Raw genomic sequence first — 20,530 nt, forward strand, 5'->3', positions numbered from 1 at the left:
TATGATATAATAGTCTGATAATCAAAATTTTCTTGTTTTAAATGTTTGCAACAAATTGGGGCTCTCTTCATAAGAGAACCCCAATTCATCTTAATCAATTGATAATGTGGTACATAATATTCCTTAGAATTAAAACCTTTGCAAACAATAATCATTCTTAAGCCAATTTGAAGACACTTTTTCTAATGCGAAAACTTTCAGATTGAAGAATTATACGTATATTTGCAGCAAATTGGGGTTCTCTTATGAAGAGAACCCCTCCAAAAAGAAGAAATTTAAGGGCTTGCCTGAGCCTTATATTTCAAGATTATGAACTTAAATTGTAATGTTTTGATGGCAATAAAGAGCGATGCGGAATCTGTAAAAGTACTCCCGTCAGACAATCAAAACATAACGAGCGAAGCGCCTAAGTTACTGCTCTGCAGTTCAATCGCTTCCGGCTCAGACCTGGGGTCAAATGAAGGAGTCACGCCATTGGCGGGAATAGGAAAGGAATACCCGGAACTCAGTTGGTATTATCTGTATCTGTCTAATAAAGAGCTGAAACGCTATATCAGTGTATTCAGCGGTAGGAAAGCTGTCCGGTTCCGTACTCTATCGGGGAGTGTAGAGGAGGAATTTTTCTGTTTCAAAGTGTTTTCCTATACAGCTGCCGATCATAGGAAACGTTTCGAGCAATGTGCTTATACTAAGGAGGAATATACTGCCCGCCGTGACTCAGCCCGGGTGGTGAAAGAGGCTTTTGCTACCGGTTCCACCCAAAAATTGAATACTTTGACGGACGAGAAGGAAATTGCAGGTAATGGCTGGCTGTTTGTCTGTGCTCCCTTGGATCAGTTGGAGCGTATTCTGTCTGCCATGCTTCCCCGCCAGTATCTGGTGACGGACTATAACACGCATCGTGCGGCTGTCATCCCTCAAAGCCAGATGGAGGAATTTATCTATCTGTACGAATCCATGCCTTACAATATCGAACTGATGAACCGTCCTTTGGAGGACTATCTTCAGAAGAAGCAAAAAATCCGTATTACCGGTGGCGTTTTTCGGGGGAAGGAGGGATGCATCATGCGTTTACACCGGAATACCCGGCTGGTGTTCGCTTTCGGAAATATGACGGTGGCAGTGAGCTATCTTCATGCATTTCCGTTTGAGAAGATAGACTAGTTGTTTTTGCTGGTTTTCTATGCAGAATCATGTTCTGATATCGGAATTCTTTGCATCTAGGGATTGATAATTAATTATATCTATTAATATATTTCATAATGAAAGAAGAAATAGTAAAGATTATAGCTGATATTTTAGAAGTAGATGTTTGTGATATTGAGATGGATACCGCAGTAGGTGACCTTCCGGAGTGGGATTCTATGCATCATCTTCAGATTATTGCGGAATTAGAGAAAGTCTATAATATAAAATTCAACGCATCAGATTTAGCAGAATTGGAGGACGTTTCTGATCTAATATCCTTGGTGGAGGAAATGAAAGAAGCTTAATTTTAGTTATGATGCTTAGTATAGAACAAAGAATATGGCAACAAGCAACCTTACATCCTGATAAGTTAGCCGTGAAGAGTGGAAAAGACACTGCGACATATAGTGAATTGGTATCACGGATTATTGCAGCAAAAGTTTTTTTTCAGTCACTTCCTGATTATACGGCAGGGAATACAGTCATACTTGCAGCAGGTAAACAAATAGAGTTTTTATATGCTTATTTTGGTGCTCATTTAGCCGGATTGATTGTAACCCCGATTGATGTAGAAACGAACCCCACCCGTTTTGAATATATCGCTGATGTTATTAAACCATTTTGTATCATTGGGTTTGATAAACAAGAAACTTCTCTTACAAAGATATCTTTAAAGGAATTCAAGGAAATGCCGGTTGATTATTCTAAACAGTCAACTGATTTTCCTGACAATGAAGAAGTGGCGGATATTTTATTTACTACGGGGACAACAGGTGTTCCTAAAGGAGTTCCGCTTACCTATAAGAATGAGGCTGCTGCAGCTCTAAACATCAACGCTTACATAGGTAATACATCCGATGATATAGAATTGTTAGCTTTACCGGTAAGTCATTCATTTGGACTTGGTAGAGTCAGGTGTTGTCTGTCCAATGGTCAGACATTACATTTGTTGGGTTCATTTGTAAATGTCAAGCGTATATACCGGACGATAGAAGAAGAGAATATCACCGGATTTACCATGGTTCCCGCATCATGGAAATTTCTTCAAAAGATGTCTGGCGATCAATTGGGCCATTATGGCAAACAACTAAGATATATAGAAATGGGCAGTGCCTATATCTCGGAAGATGACAAACGGCATCTGGCCCACCTTCTTCCCACCACTCGTATTACCATGCATTATGGATTGACAGAAGCGTCCAGAAGTGCTTTTATGGAGTTTCATGCCGATAGCGACAAATTGTCAACAGTAGGTAAAGCTTCCCCGAATACTGATATACAAATATTTAATGATCAGGGACAGGTTTTGCCTTGTGGAGAAGAAGGTGAAATTTGCATTAAGGGAGACCATGTAACCAAAGGGTATCTTAATACGAATCCTACATCATCTTTCTATTCTGAGGGTTATTTCCGTACAGGAGATAGTGGAACGATTGATTCTGACGGATACATATCAATAAAGGCACGAATCAAAGAACTTATAAATGTAGGAGGCAAAAAGGTCGCTCCTACAGAAGTTGACGAGCAAATACTTAAGATAGCCGGAGTGAAAGATTGTGCTTGTGTAGGTACAAGAGATCCGGAAGGAATATTGGGTGAAGTGGTGAAAGCATTTGTAGTTAAGGGTAATAATGAACTTACCTTTGATTTCATCACGAAGCAACTTTCAGGTAAACTTGAAGCCTATAAAATACCTGTAATCTATGAATGGATAGATTGTATACCGAAAACCTCTAATGGTAAGATTCAACGGAATTTATTGAAGAATGATTGATATAAAAGACAAAAAAGATTGTTGCGGATGCAATGCTTGCGGAGATATTTGCAATCAGGGAGCAATCAGTTTCAAGACAGATGAAGAAGGCTTTTGGTATCCTGTGGTAGATACCGTCCTGTGTACGGATTGTCATCTTTGTGAGCGCGTTTGTCCGATTCTTAATTTGGAAAAAGCAAAAAAGCACGGACAGCAATATCCCAAAGTGTATGGTGGCTTTCATAAAAATGTAACCATACGTTTTGATTCCACATCAGGAGGAGTCTTTTCGGCTTTGGCTAATCATATTTATAAGCAGAACGGCTATGTTTCCGGAGCAGTCTTTAATGATGACTGGTCTGTATCCAATTATATATCCAATAACAAGCGGGATTTACCCCGGTTACGTTCCAGCAAATATGTTCAGAGTAATGCGGAAGGTTTGTATAGGAAAATTAAAAAACTGCTTGTAGCGGGCGAGAAGGTCTTGGCATGTGGATCTCCTTGCCAAATGGCTGCATTGCGGACCTATCTGGTAAGAGATTACGAAAATTTGATAATTGTAGATTTCCTATGCCGGGCTACAAATTCACCAAAGGCTTATCGCAAATATCTTGATTATCTGGAAGAAACGCATGGAGGAAAAATCATTTATATCAAAGCCAAGAACAAAGATCATGGTTGGCGGTCATTAGCACGCAAAGTGGTGTTTGATAATGGGAAAGTGTATTATGGTGAAGGTCATGAAGACCATTATCGTAGAGGATATCACGGCAATTATTTTGAACGGCCTTCATGCTATGACTGCAAGTTTAAAGGCATTCCTAGAATTTCAGACATTACAATGGGTGATTTTTGGGGAATTGATAAGATTGACCCCTCATTAGATCATAATTTGGGGACATCCATGATACTGGCTAATACAGACAAAGGCATAAAATTCGTTGAAACTATTCGCTCGAAAATGGAGTTGAAAGAGTTCACTCTTGAAAATGTGCTTTTAGGAAACCGTGGACCTGTCATGGGAAATTGTTGTACAGAGCCTAAGAATCTTAACCGGGTTGCTATGTTTCGTGAAATGGATACACTAAGGTTTGATGAACTGGCTGCCAAGTATTTTCCGGAAGAAAAACATGGCGTTGGCAAAAAAACTCTTTTAAAGAAGTCCATTAAGTATCTGTTGAAAAGCATGATACATCCATGCCATTTTATTAGAAATCTTTTGTGGAAACTTAACTGCCACGTGTCGGGAAAAATTAATGTGTATGCTCATTGTGCCATTGATTTGCATAAAGGTGCAAAAATAAAAATCAATAACGGTATATTAAATATAGGAGTAAAAAAGAATAGAAAGTCCAAGGCCGAGACACGGTTATTCATGGATACCAATGCAAGATTGAATATCAAAGGTTCTCGTAGTTTTATGTATAATTCCGATATTCAGGTTTTTAAAGACGCTGAATTGTCCTTTGGTTCCGGTAATTGCAATAGTGGTTTACAGATAGTGTGTGCTGAAAAAATATCCATTGGTAAGGAAACTTATATAGGAAGGGATGTCTGGATTCGTGATAATAATGGTGGCCATACTATTGTGCAGGCAGGGTACACAAACTCCGCTCCTGTAATTATTGGTGATTTTTGTTGGATAGGTTCCAATGTTGTTATAATGAAAGGCGTGACTATTGGCGAAGGCTCAGTTATAGCTGCCAATAGTGTGGTTACGTCTAACATTCCTCCGCATAGCTTGGCTTCAGGAAACCCGGCGCAGGTTATATCAGAAAATATTACTTGGGTACATTGATATGAAGAAAATTATAAAAGCCATATTACGGTTAATAAGACGTTATATAAAAGATTATTTGTGTAATAAACGTATATACAGCGAACAGATGAGGGAAGAATTCTATAATATGGTGAATGTACCCGTATCCATGCAAGGCGAATTATCTCTTTCAGAGAAACGTGCTGTGGAAGTTTTATGGGGTGGTATTAATCCAAGACTTTCATTTGCAGAATATGGAGTATTCAAGGAACTTTGCGGCTTTGACCCTCGCTATATGAGTCATCAGACTTATTTGCCTTTAGTAGCACGTACACTGAATAATTATCGTTATACAAAATTGTTTGAACATAAAAGTCTTTTAGGATATTTAGTGAATGGCAGTCTTAAGTTTCCTCGTTGTATAATTCGTTGTGTTGATCAAGAATATTATAATGAACAGATGAATCAACTTATGTTTAAGGACGTTGTTAGTCTTTGTATCCGTGAAAATGTCTTGATCGTTAAAGATTCAGTTGATTCTGCAGGAGGAAAAAGTGTTGAGAAGTTGGATTTGTCTAATCTTTCAGAAAAGGATAAGAAAGCACAAGTTGTTCGTGTCTTGAATGAACGGAATCGAGACTTTGTTATACAAGAATGTGTGCGGCAGCATCATTCAACAGCTATATTTAATGAAAGCAGTATAAATACTTTTCGGATAACATCACTTTATCTCAATGGCGTGTTTTCCATTTTATCTATCGTTTTTCGTTTTGGAAAAAGTGGTATGAATGTTGATAATTGGGGAAGTGGCGGAATTATGATAGGGGTTTATTCAGATGGAACTTTTCAGAGTTTTGGTTATGACATTCAATTAAATAAGTATTATGAGTATAATGGTATTGTTTTTAAAAATAGAGTCATAGAACAGATACCTTCATTGTTAAAGCAGATTGAATGTATACATACATCTTGTTTCTCACTTTGCAAATTTATAGGTTGGGATGTATGTTTTAATGAAAAGAATGAGCCTGTCATCATAGAATTGAATAGTTCGCAACCAGGTGTATTTGGTGAACAGATCTGTACAGGACCTATATTTGGCGTACGTACACAGGAGGTGATTGACTATTGTAAAAAGAAAGGATTTGAGTATTAAGTTATGGCAGAGGAAGGATCAAATAAAACGATAGTTAAGAATACGATATTTCTTTATATTCGTTCCTTTTTTATGATGGCAACTAATCTATATGCCTCAAGAATTATTCTTCAGACATTAGGAGTCAATGACTATGGACTTTATGGCGCAATTGGAAGCATTGTGGTTATGTTCACATTTATAAATGGAACATTGTCTACGGGTACGAGCCGTTTTTTGACTTATGAATTAGGTTTTGGTAATAAAGAAAAATTAAAGAAAACGTTCAGTGCGTCGTTTGCAATGCATTTGGCATTGGCTTTTATTTTGTTAGTATTAATGGAAACTGTTGGCTTATGGTTTGTGAATAATGAGATGAATATACCTGAGGGCCGAGAGATAGCTGCAAATATTGTGTATCAGTTTTCTATACTGACATGTATGTTCAGTTTGACACAAGTGCCATATAGTGCAAGTGTCATCTCTCACGAGCGTATGAATATTTATGCTTATGTGGGTGTTGCTGAGGCTGTTTTTAAATTAATATTAGTGTTTTTCTTATTGTATATACCAACAACAGACAATTTGATTGCGTATGCAGCAATTTTGGCTGCATGGAATATCGGGTTGCAAATATTTTATCGTTTTTACTGTTATAAGTGTTTTCCAGAAAGTCATTTATCCTTGTGTAAGGATAAAAGTATTTATAAAAATATGCTTTCTTATTCTTTATGGGATTTCATTGGATCATTTTGTGCAAATGGGAATAATCAGGGATTGAATATACTTATAAACCTATTTTTTGGAGTAGCAGTCAATGCTGCAAGAATGATTGCTTACCAAGTTGATAATGCTATACTAACATTTTCAACCAATTTTATGACCTCTATTCAACCTCAAATAGTTAAGTCTTATGCGGCACATAATAAAAAAAGATTTTTTCAGTTGATATATGAAGGTGGAAGGTATAGCTTTTTTCTGATGTCATTGGTAGCTGTTCCTATATTATTAGAAACAGATTTTATTTTAAGTATTTGGCTGAAAGAAGTGCCCGTATGGACATCATTGTTTTTGCGATGTATTGTTTCTATTGCTTTATTCAGAACTTTCGCCAGACCCATGATACAAGGTGTTCATGCAACTGGTGATGTAAAGTTTTTAAATCTTTCAAGTGGCTTGTTTAATGCGCTTACTTATTTGCCTTTGATTTATATTCTTTATTGGTCGGGATTACCTGTGTGGTCATGTTTTTATATACATACAGCCAGTGCTATAATAAGTTCATATTTAGAAGCTTATTCATTATATAAAATTGAGAAGTATAGCATGTGGAATTATTTTTTTGATGTTTATTTACGTTCTATTGCAATATTGCTTTTAGCATCATTGCCATCAGTGATAATTGTTCTTTTATTAGATGCAGGTTGGGAACGATTAATATTTACAACATCGATAAGTACTATTTGTATTTTTGTATGTGTATATACTATGGGGTTAAATAGAGATGTAAGGAGGAAGATTTTAATAGAAGTAACTAATAAAATAAGAAGCCTATTATGATCATTGAAAACATTGATTTTATTTGTGTAATATAAAATTTGCAGAATTAAATTATGGGAAAGTGAGAAAAACGGAACTGTAATAATTTGAATGAATATGAATTGTATTTATTAGTGTGTGAATTAAGTGGCAAATATTTGTTAGTTAGAATTATAAACAATCAGTATATATATTATGATTTACATTTCAAAACCTTATATAGAAGAACGTGGAAATGAGATATTTCTTGTTTCAATAGTAAAAGATGAGTCAAGAAATCTGCAAACTGAATTATGGTATTCTGTTGAAAAACAATACGGTCAGTATCTTTGTGACGATTATGCTGATAGTTTTCTTCTTGTTGTCTTGGCTGTTGCAATGCATTCCAAGCAAGATATAAAGATTGACGCACCTGTTTCTTCAAGGCTTCTTTTCAATGTGCATAATACTCTTCAACCTATATGGCAAAAGGTGCTTCCTGAAAGTAAGATTATAAAAGTCTTAGCAGAAACTAGAGATGATATTATTTATAATGGAAAAGGTGTAGGGTGTGGCTGTTCATTAGGTGTTGATTCTATGTCTTCTTTATATAAACATATGGAATCTGATGTTGTAAAAGGATATGGTGTAACGCATCTTACTATTTTTAACTCAGGTCAGTTTGGAGATTATGATTTAGAGGGGGCTGAAAAGGATTTCAGGAGCAAGGTTGCCGCATTAAGGTCCTTTTCCGAAGAAACTGGTCTTCCTGTTATTGGAATAAATTCAAATCTTAATGCATTCTATAAATATTGTGGAGTATCATTGTTACAAAGTTTTGTACAAAGAACAGCGAGTTGTGCCATGGCTCTCCAGAAATTATTTGGAAAATATATTTATGCATCTTCATACTCTGTTGAACAATCTGAAATAAGTACCATAGATGAATCTCATATAGAATGTGCTTTTGTACCTTTACTGAGCACAAATAATTTTGAAATGATACTTTCCAATCCAGGAATGACACGTGTACAAAAGACTGAATACATTAGTCGTAATCCTTTAACCCATAAATATCTTGAAGTTTGTTGGGCAGATCAGACAGCAAAGGAAATTTGGCATAATACAGCTTTTCTTGAAAATAAAACAAAAATCAATTGTGGGTGGTGTGATAAATGTCTCCGTACCTTGTTGACTCTTGATATAGTATTGGGAAGCGTTGCGGCTTACGGTAATATATTTGAATTGTCTCAATATTATTCAAGAAAAAGAGAATATATTGTTAAAGTATTCCGTGAAAGGAAACACAATTATTTCTATCAGGAAATGGTTGAATTAATGTTTGCCCGTCAATATTCTGTGCCTTATAAAGCGATATATTATTATAAGAAGAGTGTATACCAAGATAAAATTATTATGATTTTGCAAAAAGTGCTTGGTTTACCTCAACGTGCATTAAATAAGATTCTAAGAATATTTAAGAAGTAGGAATGTGTGCAATAAAATTCTATAATGGCATAGAGATTCCCCCCATCATTATGTCTACTAACTGGATGGACTATTCTACGATGAAAGAGGTGGTTTCAGCCGGGTTAAAAACTGGTTTTCGAGCATTCGATACGGCTCGTGACTATGGAAATGAGCATATCGTAGGAAAAGTGCTCAAAGAATGCCTTGCAGAACAAGGTTTAAAACGTGAAGATATTTTCATAACAACAAAAATAGGTAACGGGCAGCAACGTTTAGGGAACATCGCAGAGCAGATAAACGTGTCACTCAAGAATCTTCAAACAGATTATGTGGATTGTTGGCTTATGCATTGGCCTTATCCGAATTATTATATTGATACTTATCACAAAATGGAGAAAGTCTATCAAAGTGGTAAAGTGCGTGCTATTGGTATGGCAAATTATCATGTGCGTCATTTTAAGAAACTTTGGGAGGCAGGTTTTGACATTGCGCCTCATTGTGTTCAGTTTGAACATCATCCGATGCGTACAGCTGATGATATTATTGCATTTTGTCGTGCGCACGATATAGTCATTCAGGCATATTCACCACTTTGTCGTATGATTGATCCTATTAAAAATTCACCAATACTCAAAGCTATAGCTGACCGTACAGGTAAAAGTGTTGGTCAGGTTATTCTTCGTTGGCATTATCAGCATCAGTCTGTTCCTTGCTTTAAATCCATAAATATTAAACGCTTGGAGGAAAATTTTGACATTTGGGATTTTGAACTTACTGGAGGGGATATGGCAGCTATTAATTCGATGAATTGTGATTATAAATATCATATTGAATCGGCTAGTTGTCCTGGTTTCTGAAACATTAGATTATGAACATAAAAAGTAACATAAAGAGGTTTATAGGTATTATTACATTATGTTTTCTCATTAAGAAGACCCAATGGTATAGTAGAATATTTGTGGATACAGAACATCAGGTATATCCGGATAATACTTGGTATCGTACTCATAATGAACGCAATTTTGATGTAGTGGTACTTGGAAGCAGTGGAGCAAAATGGGCGTTTGATTTTTCAAATCTTCCGATTAAAGCAATGAATTGGGCACAACAGCCTCAAACTTTGGTTGAAGACTTTAACCTTTTGCGATGTTATCATTCTATCTTGTGTAAAGGCGGTAATGTTATAATTACAATAATGCCTTTTACAGGACTTAATAAAGAAACCGGTCTGATGGATGCTGTGAAATATCTCAAGATAGATACTCAAGGTGAACCTATACAACCCTATCTTTACAAAAAGGCATGTCGTTATGCTAACTATCCGATATTATTCGGCAAACCTGCAATCAAAGCTCTGATAAAGTTTATACTGAGGCGTGAGGAAACTATTGACAGATTCGCTAAGGCCATGGTTCCTGTAAATGCAATGAATGCGGAACAATTGGACAGGGATGCCAAAAGGTGGATTGACGGATGGAAAAGGCAGTTCTCCATAGCGGATTTTGATGCTCCGTTAACCCCTCAGAACATGAAAGGTAGAGAATATCGGATTTCTGTTATGCGAGATCTTGTGGATTTTTGTGTTGAACGTGGATATCGCCCTGTGTATGTAATACCACCGGTAACAAAACATCTTGCCAAGTATTATACGCGCACTTTTGAGCAAAATTATATTTACTCTTATCTAAAGGAAGTAAACCGGGAAGTGTTGATATTAGATTATAGTAAGGAAAGTGATTTGCAAAAAGATGAATTATACTTCAACTCTTTCTTTTTGAATGCAATGGGACGTAAAGTTTTCACTAAAAGGGTGTTGGACGATTTACATTTAGTTGAATGTTGAGGAAACAGTTTGTCTTTTAGTTGAAAATCAATATGGTTAAGAATAAAATTTCATTTTTATATTCTGTTAGGTATAGACTGGTTATGTTTGACATATACAGATTCTTGAATTATGCATTGCCATAATTACGGTTTTATTTAGCGCACCACTCTTTGTCTGCTGAATAAATTTGTCTAAAGAAACCGCTTTCAAGCGGTTTCTTCCAACTCTTACAAGGATGCATACTCTTTCACCGCATCAAAGCAAGGGCATCCCTTCAGCGGATTCAAATCCCGATGTCCTACAATGATTGCTTCGGGCAGGACAGCCCGCAACTCCCGGAGCAAGGCCAGCAGGGTCGCTTTCTGTTCCAGTGTCCGTGTGTCCGCGGGTATGCCGCCGGCAGACAAGCCCCCTTCATAACAGATGCCGACAGAATGCCGGTTGTGGTTCTTGCAGTGCGCTCCGATTCGCTCCAGCGAGCGTCCGCGGTGAATCCCGCCGTCGCGCGTGATGTAGAAATGGTAACCGATATCCTTGAAACCGCGGTGGTGGATATGGTCGTGGCGGCAGGTCTCGAAATCCAGGTTCCGCCCCTCGGGGGTGGCGGAACAATGGATGATGATCAATGTTATCTTGCGCATACCGGCCGGTTAAATACAACTTTGTATACCTATGACGCTGCCTATAGCAGTTGCCACTGCAATGATAACTTTCAGGATGGTGCTCCAAGTAGATTTTCTTTTCTGATTTTCCATAAAGGATAAAGTTTTAAGTGTGATACATTAAAGATTTAGACTTCCGGTTCGTTTTTGCTCTTCAGCAGGTCTGCCACGGTTTTTCCTTCCTTTTCGGCACGCAGTGCGGCAGCTTGTGCGGCACGGCTGGCTACAGGTTGGAATTCCAGTGCGCCGAAGATGGTTTTTAAATCCTCTCCGGGAACATATTGGATATTGACTCCGGTGATATGGGCGGCGGTGAAATCCGTCAGTTTTTCCGTTCCTATACTGGCTATCTGGAGACGGAACTTGCCCAGTTCACCGAAATCCACCTGCTTTCCTTCGGTAAGGGCTTCCAGCAGATTGTCTACAGTAGCGGTGAGAACGGCCACCACATCGGCGCGACTCACGGTAGTCTGTGAAGAAACACGTTTGCTGAGTTGTTTCAAGGTAAGTTCGCCATTGATCTGTGAGGTGGCGTAAGCTTTGGGAGCCGCATCCTTGTCCAGCGGATTGGGACGTAATGAAACACTGTAATTTAATGCCATAATGATTTTGTTGTTAAATGATTAATATGAATTGAACATGACAAAGATAACACTTCGGAAAGGTGTGGATATGAAGGGAAATAAACAGACATGAAGGTGTGTGACACATTGTGGCGGAGAATGAAATAAAGTGAATTAAAGGTTTTGATATATTTTTATATGTGAGCTGTTTTTGTTACATTTGCTTTGATAGATAATCTCTGTGAATAAGCTTGCTGCAAAGGAGTTGTAATAGCTGGATATTTACGGATAATAGAAACGTTTTAAAAAAGTGAATGTAATGAACGAAGAAGAAACGTATATGGGCGAATGGCCGGTGAAGCCTTATTACAAACGGGATTTGGCCATGGGATATGCCCCCGATATCACTCCTGTGGCAGCGTTGAACCGCCTTTCTGCCTGGATACACCATCATAAGCCGCTTTATCAGGCTTTGCTCGATTCGGGCTATGCGGACAGACAGCGTATTTTCAATTCGGTACAAGTGGGGTTGATTTTCCATTATTTGGGAAGACCGTAGGAGTTGGGCGTCCGTATGCTTGGTTCTACACGTCAGTATGTGCAGACCTATGCATACGTATGTATCGCCTCACACAGACGTATATGTGAGGCGACATCACCGTATGGATTAACCATTGTTACTACTACATTCCTCTTCGCTCTCATGCTCTTCATAACGTCCGCAGGGTTGGCGGGTGTAGTACACGGTTCCCGTGCGGCACAGTTCCTGGTCGCGCACTTTCAGCACATCCAGGCGGGTGAAGGCACGGTCGGGTTCGTTTATACGGGTGATGGAGAGGATGAAATCGGCCAGATTCGCCCAATTGGCACTGCCGGATATGGTGTACATGTTGATGTCCTCCATTGCGTTCTTTCCGTCTATTTTCTTCAGGCTGCGCGGATGAGCCACGATGATTACCCAGATATGGTTCTCGCGCCCCCACGACTGAAAACGGGTCAGCATCGACTTGATGCTTTGGGTTTCGGTCTCGCCTTTTCCACTTTGCGCCTCTACAAAAAGATAAGGGTCTATCACCAGATATTTCAATGGCTGCCTGCGGCGTACCAGATCGGCCCGGTGCAGAATGTTTCCGGGAGTGGGCGGCACTTCGTGCATATCCAGATGAATCATGTGAGTGTTCAGAAAATCAATATAGGGTGTCAGCTGCTCGTCGGTATAGGCGGTGGTGTTGGCTTTGCCCAGCAGCAGGTGTATCAGGTGTGCTATATGCTTGTCCTTGTCCGGAACCTCGAAAGAGAGGTAGCATACGAAGCGTTCCGTGTCGCGCATGATGCGGCTGGTCAGGTCGTTCAGAAAATCCGTTTTTCCGCTGTTGGGCATACCGGTCATGATGATCAGGCCGCCTGTGTCGGTGGGATGGAAAACGCGGTCGGTCAAGGGGCCGTAGCCCACGCTGTAGCCGTGGTCGTATTTGCCGTGCAGCACGTTCATCACCTCTTCCCTGCGTTGTTCTACAGTGATGATATCGGTGGTGTGGCAGGCACAGGCATCTTCTATGACGCTTTGCACCACTTCGGTGCCGTAAAGATTCATCACATCGCCTATGTCTTTGCACCCTCCGGGCAGGGTGGTGAAAAGGCAGCGTGCTCCGAAGTAGTCGGACAGATGTTTCACCAGTGTGCGTCCGGGCAGGTCGGTGTCACCGCAGATCACGATGTCCTGCACCTGGTCCAGCCAGGAAGTGAATGCCTCGAAGCTTTTCGCCAGGTCGCTTGCCGCTCCCGAGGGCACACTGATGACGTGGCGGTATCCTGCTTCCATCAGTACCAACGCATCTTTTTCACCTTCTACGATAATGAGTCGGGGAATGGTCTCTTCCTCTACCAACAGCGGATTGATGCAGTCTATGTTGTAGGGAGCGCATGGTTTGGTGGGCGAATCCTGACTCCAGAATTTGCTGTAGGTTACGGGAGATTCTTCCGTTGTTCCGTCCGGAATTTCTATCTCTCCGGATACTGCGGAGGCGTTGGCAGCGGTAACGGTCTTTGCGGATGGCGAGGGGCTGCATGAGCGGTACTTGGCATTAACGGGACGTCCGTCCACGTAGTTCACGTAGGCGATGCAGGGAAAGACGGAGGAAGCCTGTTCGCGTTTGTCCTCACTGTTCTTGGTGATGCAGTAATGACGCAGGCAGCCGATATGCGTTGCGATGGCTGTGGCGAGAGAGATGCCCTGATCGGCCAGATAACGGCGTGCTGCCAGTTGGTCAGGATCCGTACACTCGGGCGATTCGTCCAGCGGCTTGATTTTTTGCAACACGGCGGGGGATAGGATTTTGTAGTCGCCTGGCAGCATGGGGACTTCGTTCACGTTGTTTTCTGTCGCATTTCGATATTCCGGCAGGTTGCCTGTGAGGTGGCGCGTTCCGGGGGGTGGGCATGTTCCGGTTCGATCGGACGACTTTTCTTTGGGGTAAGAGAACATGGGACGCTTGTCCTTGCAATAATCAGTCAGGATGCCATTGAATTCGCATCCGGCGTAGAAGCAATGATACAGCCCTTTGGCTTTTGAGATATACAGATGCATGGTACCGCATTTGGGACACCGGGCAAGAAAATTCTTTCCCGCATTCTTGCGGTCGGGAAAGTCCGAAAGGGAATAATAGGGTTTCATGTTGAATAAATTAAAAAATTAAGAATTGAAAATTAGAAAATAGATGCCGGACGGTCCGTGTGCAGCCTCACCGGTCATTGGCCACTGATTGTCAGCCGTCAATCACTAACCATTGAGGTCTACCCATTTTTCGGACAGCACATTCCAGATGGCGGTGTGGGCAGGGCGCGGCGGTGCGTCCTCCGGTATTTCCACTTTTCCGTCTATGGGGTCGTCATAGTAGCGGATGTCCTTGTCGGGTTCCTTCCACTCGAAAGGGGATATGGGACGGAACTCACGGAGTTTCCTGCGTTTTTCCTCCAGATTTTTGCTCAGCTCGCTGCTCAGCCGGGCGATGGCTTGTTTCATCAGCGACTGTCCGTGGCGCGTCTTCATGAGGTTTTGCAGCCAGATGATTCTTCCCGTGTGCGAGTTTCGGGAGAAGCGGGGATCAGCATCGAAGTAAGGGATGAGAAACTGGTTTACCAGGATGACCAGCCCTTGTAACGCCTTGGGGCGAGTATAGCTATGATCGGCGGCTATGCTGTTGATGAGCGGGACCAGTACCCGTTGCTTTTCTTCGGGACTGGTGTTGAGCCGGTGGAAGAAATCGGTAGCGGGAGACGGGGCCGGTGAAGTTTTTCCGTTGTCAGGCGTTTCCTGAGGAATTTCCGAAGGGGGCCTTGGAGTATCCGTTTTCTTCGCGTTTGGCACTCCGTTTCCGGCGGAACATCCCTGATGGGAATCCTCCGGAGGATATATATTATTTATATTATATACTATATTATTATTAAAAGCAGCATCCTGCGGTGTTTTCCGCGCAGGATGCTGCGGTGGTTCCATCGGTTTTCCATCCTCTTTGTGATACCATAGCGGTGAGTAAAATGCAATGATTTTGGTGTGCGCCTCGTCCCATATCATTCCGAAAGACTGGCAGTTTGTCACTGCGGCCACCAGCGCCGATGTGTACGAAAAGCGGAGTGACAACCGGAGGTCATAGAAATTGCAGAGCGGATAGATGCCTTGAGAGTTCATGTAAGCAGGTATTCCCAGGTAGAGATCCAGTAACTTGGTGATGGTAGGATCGTTCACTCCCCGTCTTTTCCACTGGTGGATCATTTTCTGCGTTTCGCTGATGGAGACGCTTTGTTTCAATGCTTTTATAGCCATGTGCACTTTGTTTTTGTAATAATGGCGGTGAAGTTATAAAGGAAAAAACAGATGCGTCTGTCCACTGTGGACAGACAATTAGGAGACAGACAGTATTATTAACGATATTTAAACTGAAAAAAGATGAAAGACAGGAATTTTTCTACGAAGAAGTTGGCCGACAGCATCAAAGCCCTTAGAAAAGCCAGCGGTGTCAATGTAAAGGAGTTTTGTAAATCCATCCACATGACGGATCGTAGTTATTACAGGGCTCTTAACGGTAAACTGACAATTTGAATTTTTATGCTACTATCATGCATCCTTTGGTCGAGGACTATGGCGATTGCGGACTGGACGAAGAGATAGAGGCGGTGAAACGGGAATGGTGGAATGTGGTGACGGAGAACTCGTGGGAGTATCTGGCGGGGGAGAAGAAAGAGAAGTTGTGAGGGGTAGATGGTAAGCGGATTTAAATTATGAGAATTGGAATATTGACATTGCCTCTCCATACTAATTATGGAGGGATACTTCAAGCGTATGCGTTGCAGACGGTGTTGGAACGGATGGGGCATGAAGTTTCGGTGATAACTACACCAAATAAAGCAAAATTACCTGTCTGGAAATGGCCTTATTCTTATCCTAAACGGATGATAAGGAAATATATATTAGGTAGGAATGAGCACGTTTTTTTTGAATCGTACTATAATCGTGTATATCCGATTGTCGGTCAACATACTTTACAATTTATAGATAAATACATTCATTATTTTGAAGTCGGAAAATTACTGGATCTTAAAGAAAATAACTTCGATGCTTTTGTGGTGGGCAGTGACCAGGTTTGGCGTCCTATGTACTATCCGACTAAAATAGAGAATGCGTATCTGGACTTTGCAAGGGACTGGAATGTCAAACGAATGGCGTATGCGGCTTCTTTTGGAACAAGCGATTGGGAATATACTGCCGGACAGACAAGACGCTGTAGGGAATTATTACGGAAATTTGATGTGGTAAGTGTTCGTGAGGAATCGGCAGTGGAACTGTGTCGTAAGTTTTTGGGAGTAAATGCCAGCCATGTGTTAGACCCCACTATGCTTTTGGATGTTCAGGATTATGTAGATTTGGTGAAAAGGGCGGATGTTCCTAAAAGCAAAGGTACATTGTTATGCTATATCTTGGATGAGACGGAATTGATAACTGATCTGATATCACGGTTGGCCGATGAGACGGGGTTGATTCCTTTCCGTGGAAATTCACGTGTGGATGATTGGAGCGCGCCTTTGGCTGAGCGTATCCAGCCGCCGGTGGAACAATGGTTGCGAGGCTTTATGGATGCGGAACTGGTTGTTACAGATAGTTTTCATGCTTGTGTGTTTTCTATATTGTTTCATAAACCTTTTGTGGTTGTGGGAAATAAGGGCAGAGGTTTGACTAGAGTTAAATCTTTGTTGAAAATGTTTGGATTGGAGAAGGCTTTGTATAGTTGTAATGGTAATAAAAATATAGATTTAAATTGTATAGGGATAGATTGGGAAGATGTAAATAGAAGGTTACAGAATTTGCGTAAGCACTCTTTTAATTTGTTGAACAAAGTATAAGTTATTATGAGTAGTAATCCGATAATATCAATAATAGTTCCTGTTTATAATGTGGAGCATTATCTACCTAAATGTATTGAGAGTATTTTGAATCAATCTTTTGCTGATTTTGAAGTTTGGTTGATTGATGATGGTAGTTCTGATAACAGTGGAAAGATTTGTGATGAATATGCATGTAAGGATGCCCGTATTCGTGTGGTTCATAAGCAGAATGGAGGGGTAAATACAGCAAGAAAAATGGGGTGTAAGTTAGCACAAGGAGAATATATAGCTTTAGTAGATTCTGATGATAGTTTGCCTCCTCTAGCTTTATCCGCTTTATATGATAAAGCTAAATCTTTAAATCTTGACGTAGTTTTGGGAAGCAGTAATGATATATGTAATGGAGTAGAAAGGAAAAATTTGAATGTAGCCGAAGGCTTGTTTGATAAGATAGGCTATGTTAAACAATTGTTGACCAACAAATGTATTATAGGTCCTGCGTGTAAAATTATTAGACGCTCATGTTTGGATGTGGAAGTTGCATTTTCTTTACCTAAAAAGATTTTTCTTAACGAGGATTTGTTTATGAATGTCTGTATTGGTTTGCAATGTGAAAGGGTAGGCATTTTTAATGATATTATAGCATACAATTATACGGCTGATAATTTAAATTCGATATCTCATTCGAAAACGATGTCTGAATGCGAATGGATTTATTTATTTGAAAGAATCAGAGAGCAATTAAAAAAAGTCAATTCTTGTTTTGAAAATTGTGCATCTGAATACTATGATTATATTTATTATGTGATAGGCACAAGTTTCTATAATAAGAATCGTTTGTTCAATGATACTTCTTTTATTAAACAAATTTTGTCTGAAGATATTTATAAACATAAAGGTAAAATAAGTATATATAGAACGATTTGTAAGCATCCTTTTTTATTACCAGTGTATTCTTTCCTAAGGGACTCAATTAGAAAATTATTAAAAAAGGAAAGCTAATAAAATGCAAGCAGATAACATGTATAAAGTAAGTGTTATCGTTCTTATATATAAAGTTGAAAAATATATAGAACGCTGTGCTCGCTCTTTATTCTGCCAGACAATGCAGGATATTGAATATATTTTTGTGAATGACTGTACTCCGGATCATAGTATTCAGGTATTGCAGTCTGTCATAGATGAATATCCGCAACGGAAGTCAGATATAAAAATCATTTCTCATGAAAAAAACATGGGTTCCGGTGCAGCCCGTAATACGGGGCTTGAAGCAGCCGGTGGAGAATATGTCATTTATTGCGATGGTGATGACTGGGTAGATCCTGATATGTATGAGAAACTATACATAAAAGCTCGTGAAGACAATGCTGATATTGTGATGTGTGATTATTATGAGGAAAAACGAGGTAAACGCATCCGTTACAATCAGAATCCTTTCAGGTATAAGGGTAACATTGTGGAACAGATGCTGGTGGGGAAGCTCCATTCCAGTGTATGGGGGGCTTTGGTTCGGAAAAGCTTGTATGAGGATAATCATATTCAGTTTCCTGTTGGGATAAGTATGTGGGAGGATTTGTGCACTTCTGTAAGGTTGCATTGTTTCGCACATCGGGTATCGTATGTGGAAGAGGCATTTTATCATTATGCTATTTATATGAATTCTGTATCTCATCATACTACAATGAAGCAATTGGAAGATATGATTAGTGCATGTTTACTTGTTGAATCTTTTTTTAAGGAGCAAGGTATCTATTCATCATATCATATACCCTTCTTACGTAGATGTTTTTATCTGAAAAAAGCATTTTTAGTAAATAAGAATTTAAGGAATCTCAATTTGTGGAGGGAACTGTGGCCGGAGAGTAATACATGTTTGGAGGCGTTTCAAATTAGATTTTATCATCGAATAGGGTATTATTTAGCTAATTTGGAATATTATAGATTGGCAATCGGAATAATAAAATTTAGTGATAAAGTGGATGATTGTCTTCGAATGCTCATAGGTATAAGATAATATGCATATTATAGAATCGGATTTTGAAGATACCCTCTTATTTAAAATTACAAGTGATAATTCTTTATGTATAGGTTTTATATAGCTGATTAAATTCTCAATAAAAAATAATAGATATGTCTGGAATTGACCACATATTTCTGTATTCTTTGGCTTTCTTTCTATTATTGTATTTTAGTATTAAAAACGATAAATGTCATACTAGAAAAGAGGTTTTTAAATTGTTTATTCCTTCTGCTTTGTTTTATGCACTTATTGAAGCTTTAAGATATGATAGAGGAGTTGATTATTTGCATTATAAAGATATTTATGAAGTTGGATATTTTGAGGGTACACAATTGTTATTTGATTGTTTAAATGAGTTATTAAAAAACATTGGTTTTAGTTTTACAGGTGCTTTGTTTGTTTATGAAATAATTTTGTTATGCGGTATTTGTTTTTTAATATCTTCTTATTCTTTAAAGGAAGGCAGATGGATGTATTTCTTTGCCATTCTTTCGATGTTGGTATTACATGAAAATTTGATTCGACAATTTGTAGGGATGCCTTTTATATTTATTGCAGTCCATTTTATGTTTGAAAAGAAATGGTCGAAAATGATAATAGCTTTGTTATGTGCAAATCTAATTCATTCAGGTACTATTTTTGCATTTCCGTTTATTGCTTTTTCCTATTATTTTTTTCATTTAAAAATTAAAGCTGAGATTGCTTTATTGTTACTAAGTGTTTCTTATTATTTGTTGAATATAGATGTTGGATCTTTATTCTCAGAGGTATTGCAGAGAATAAATTTTGGAGTTTTGCTCTTTTCTGATCATTTATTGCACTATGTAGAAGAGTCTGATCGTTGGTTGGGTGCGGATTCTATTCTTGAAGGTGCTCAACAATCTATAATAACCAAATCTTTTCAATTTATATTTGAATGCTCAATTATTATGTCATCATATATAGCACTTTGTTTACGTCAAGAACAAAAAGTTCAATGTTTTTATAATATTATGGTTTTTGCATTTTTTATGTGTCGATTGGTGCATGGATATGAAATATTGGCTAGAATGTTTGGGCAATTATATATATATTGGTTTATACCTTTTGGATATTCTCTTTATATTTTTTCAAAAAATCAGGTTGCCTTACGCTCAAAAGGGTATTTAGGATTGATGCGAGGATGTATAATCATTGCTTGTTCTTATTTATGTCTATATTGGGGACGTTTTATTTATTTAAATCCTGAGGCTGTTTTTATTTGGAATTGAGTATT

General features: G+C 39.1%; 21 protein-coding genes. 16 read left to right on the forward strand and 5 right to left on the reverse strand.

The window, feature by feature from the left end; all coding sequences use genetic code 11:
• The first annotated feature begins 333 nt into the window (after positions 1 to 333).
• The 9 genes from GKD17_RS04655 to GKD17_RS04695 all read left to right on the forward strand — a co-directional run bounded on the left by GKD17_RS04655 (position 334) and on the right by GKD17_RS04695 (position 10,669).
• Positions 334 to 1,164: a hypothetical protein gene (locus GKD17_RS04655; protein WP_007837070.1), complete on the forward strand. Its 831-nt coding sequence runs from the start codon at positions 334 to 336 to the stop codon at positions 1,162 to 1,164.
• Between the two features lie 98 nt (positions 1,165 to 1,262).
• The gene (locus tag GKD17_RS04660) at positions 1,263 to 1,493 is read left to right on the forward strand and encodes an acyl carrier protein (RefSeq protein WP_007837071.1); all 231 of its coding nucleotides are present in this window, start codon (positions 1,263 to 1,265) and stop codon (positions 1,491 to 1,493) included.
• 11 nt (positions 1,494 to 1,504) lie between these two features.
• Positions 1,505 to 2,962 carry a class I adenylate-forming enzyme family protein gene (locus tag GKD17_RS04665; protein WP_007842377.1) on the forward strand — a complete coding sequence of 486 codons (1,458 nt, stop codon included), beginning with the start codon at positions 1,505 to 1,507 and terminating at the stop codon, positions 2,960 to 2,962.
• Positions 2,955 to 4,742: a Coenzyme F420 hydrogenase/dehydrogenase, beta subunit C-terminal domain gene (locus GKD17_RS04670; protein ID WP_007837073.1), complete on the forward strand. Its 1,788-nt coding sequence runs from the start codon at positions 2,955 to 2,957 to the stop codon at positions 4,740 to 4,742. Before GKD17_RS04665 ends, GKD17_RS04670 begins: the two co-directional genes overlap by 8 nt.
• 88 nt (positions 4,743 to 4,830) lie before the next feature.
• Positions 4,831 to 5,859 carry a sugar-transfer associated ATP-grasp domain-containing protein gene (locus tag GKD17_RS04675; RefSeq protein ID WP_229103392.1) on the forward strand — a complete coding sequence of 343 codons (1,029 nt, stop codon included), beginning with the start codon at positions 4,831 to 4,833 and terminating at the stop codon, positions 5,857 to 5,859.
• A 3-nt stretch (positions 5,860 to 5,862) separates the two neighbouring features.
• Positions 5,863 to 7,398 (forward strand): lipopolysaccharide biosynthesis protein, encoded by a 1,536-nt coding sequence (locus GKD17_RS04680; RefSeq protein ID WP_007837076.1) that lies wholly within the window; start codon positions 5,863 to 5,865, stop codon positions 7,396 to 7,398.
• A gap of 174 nt (positions 7,399 to 7,572) precedes the next feature.
• Positions 7,573 to 8,844 (forward strand): hypothetical protein, encoded by a 1,272-nt coding sequence (locus GKD17_RS04685; protein ID WP_007837077.1) that lies wholly within the window; start codon positions 7,573 to 7,575, stop codon positions 8,842 to 8,844.
• A 65-nt stretch (positions 8,845 to 8,909) separates the two neighbouring features.
• The gene (locus tag GKD17_RS04690; RefSeq protein WP_229103391.1) at positions 8,910 to 9,683 is read left to right on the forward strand and encodes an aldo/keto reductase family protein; all 774 of its coding nucleotides are present in this window, start codon (positions 8,910 to 8,912) and stop codon (positions 9,681 to 9,683) included.
• 101 nt (positions 9,684 to 9,784) lie between these two features.
• Positions 9,785 to 10,669, forward strand: a complete 885-nt coding sequence (locus GKD17_RS04695; RefSeq protein ID WP_234215570.1) for a hypothetical protein — start codon at positions 9,785 to 9,787, stop codon at positions 10,667 to 10,669.
• A 209-nt stretch (positions 10,670 to 10,878) separates the two neighbouring features.
• Here GKD17_RS04695 and GKD17_RS04700 read toward each other — a convergent pair whose 3' ends face one another.
• From GKD17_RS04700 to GKD17_RS04710, 3 genes are read right to left on the reverse strand one after another with little or no spacing between them, the layout of a single operon-like run.
• Complete coding sequence (locus GKD17_RS04700) at positions 10,879 to 11,292, reverse strand: N-acetylmuramoyl-L-alanine amidase (protein ID WP_007842378.1); 414 nt, start codon at positions 11,290 to 11,292, stop codon at positions 10,879 to 10,881.
• Between the two features lie 9 nt (positions 11,293 to 11,301).
• Positions 11,302 to 11,406 carry a smalltalk protein gene (locus GKD17_RS04705; RefSeq protein WP_007842386.1) on the reverse strand — a complete coding sequence of 35 codons (105 nt, stop codon included), beginning with the start codon at positions 11,404 to 11,406 and terminating at the stop codon, positions 11,302 to 11,304.
• A 35-nt stretch (positions 11,407 to 11,441) separates the two neighbouring features.
• Positions 11,442 to 11,915, reverse strand: a complete 474-nt coding sequence (locus GKD17_RS04710) for an HU family DNA-binding protein (protein ID WP_007837083.1) — start codon at positions 11,913 to 11,915, stop codon at positions 11,442 to 11,444.
• Between the two features lie 280 nt (positions 11,916 to 12,195).
• On the opposite strand from GKD17_RS04710, the gene GKD17_RS04715 reads away from it, so the two are divergent.
• Positions 12,196 to 12,435: a DUF4248 domain-containing protein gene (locus GKD17_RS04715; protein WP_007837084.1), complete on the forward strand. Its 240-nt coding sequence runs from the start codon at positions 12,196 to 12,198 to the stop codon at positions 12,433 to 12,435.
• 108 nt (positions 12,436 to 12,543) lie between these two features.
• Here GKD17_RS04715 and GKD17_RS04720 read toward each other — a convergent pair whose 3' ends face one another.
• Complete coding sequence (locus GKD17_RS04720) at positions 12,544 to 14,550, reverse strand: toprim domain-containing protein (RefSeq protein WP_007837085.1); 2,007 nt, start codon at positions 14,548 to 14,550, stop codon at positions 12,544 to 12,546.
• Between the two features lie 105 nt (positions 14,551 to 14,655).
• A complete protein-coding gene (locus GKD17_RS04725; RefSeq protein ID WP_007837086.1) occupies positions 14,656 to 15,699 on the reverse strand; it encodes a hypothetical protein in 1,044 nt (347 codons plus the stop codon).
• A 123-nt stretch (positions 15,700 to 15,822) separates the two neighbouring features.
• On the opposite strand from GKD17_RS04725, the gene GKD17_RS04730 reads away from it, so the two are divergent.
• From GKD17_RS04730 to GKD17_RS04755, 6 genes are all read left to right on the forward strand, one after another.
• A complete protein-coding gene (locus GKD17_RS04730; protein WP_007837087.1) occupies positions 15,823 to 15,975 on the forward strand; it encodes a hypothetical protein in 153 nt (50 codons plus the stop codon).
• On the forward strand, positions 15,972 to 16,127 hold the full coding sequence (locus GKD17_RS04735; protein ID WP_153880868.1) for a hypothetical protein: 156 nt from the start codon (positions 15,972 to 15,974) through the stop codon (positions 16,125 to 16,127). The genes GKD17_RS04730 and GKD17_RS04735 overlap by 4 nt, the downstream gene beginning before the upstream one ends.
• Positions 16,128 to 16,154: 27 nt before the next feature.
• Positions 16,155 to 17,273, forward strand: a complete 1,119-nt coding sequence (locus GKD17_RS04740) for a polysaccharide pyruvyl transferase family protein (RefSeq protein WP_007837089.1) — start codon at positions 16,155 to 16,157, stop codon at positions 17,271 to 17,273.
• A 6-nt stretch (positions 17,274 to 17,279) separates the two neighbouring features.
• Positions 17,280 to 18,257 carry a glycosyltransferase family 2 protein gene (locus tag GKD17_RS04745; RefSeq protein WP_007837090.1) on the forward strand — a complete coding sequence of 326 codons (978 nt, stop codon included), beginning with the start codon at positions 17,280 to 17,282 and terminating at the stop codon, positions 18,255 to 18,257.
• A 19-nt stretch (positions 18,258 to 18,276) separates the two neighbouring features.
• Positions 18,277 to 19,269, forward strand: coding sequence for a glycosyltransferase family 2 protein (locus GKD17_RS04750; protein WP_229103390.1), 993 nt, complete (start codon positions 18,277 to 18,279; stop codon positions 19,267 to 19,269).
• A gap of 116 nt (positions 19,270 to 19,385) precedes the next feature.
• A complete protein-coding gene (locus tag GKD17_RS04755) occupies positions 19,386 to 20,525 on the forward strand; it encodes an EpsG family protein (protein WP_007837092.1) in 1,140 nt (379 codons plus the stop codon).
• Positions 20,526 to 20,530 lie beyond the last annotated feature (5 nt).

Source organism: Phocaeicola dorei (assembly GCF_013009555.1).
GTDB lineage: Bacteria > Bacteroidota > Bacteroidia > Bacteroidales > Bacteroidaceae > Phocaeicola > Phocaeicola dorei.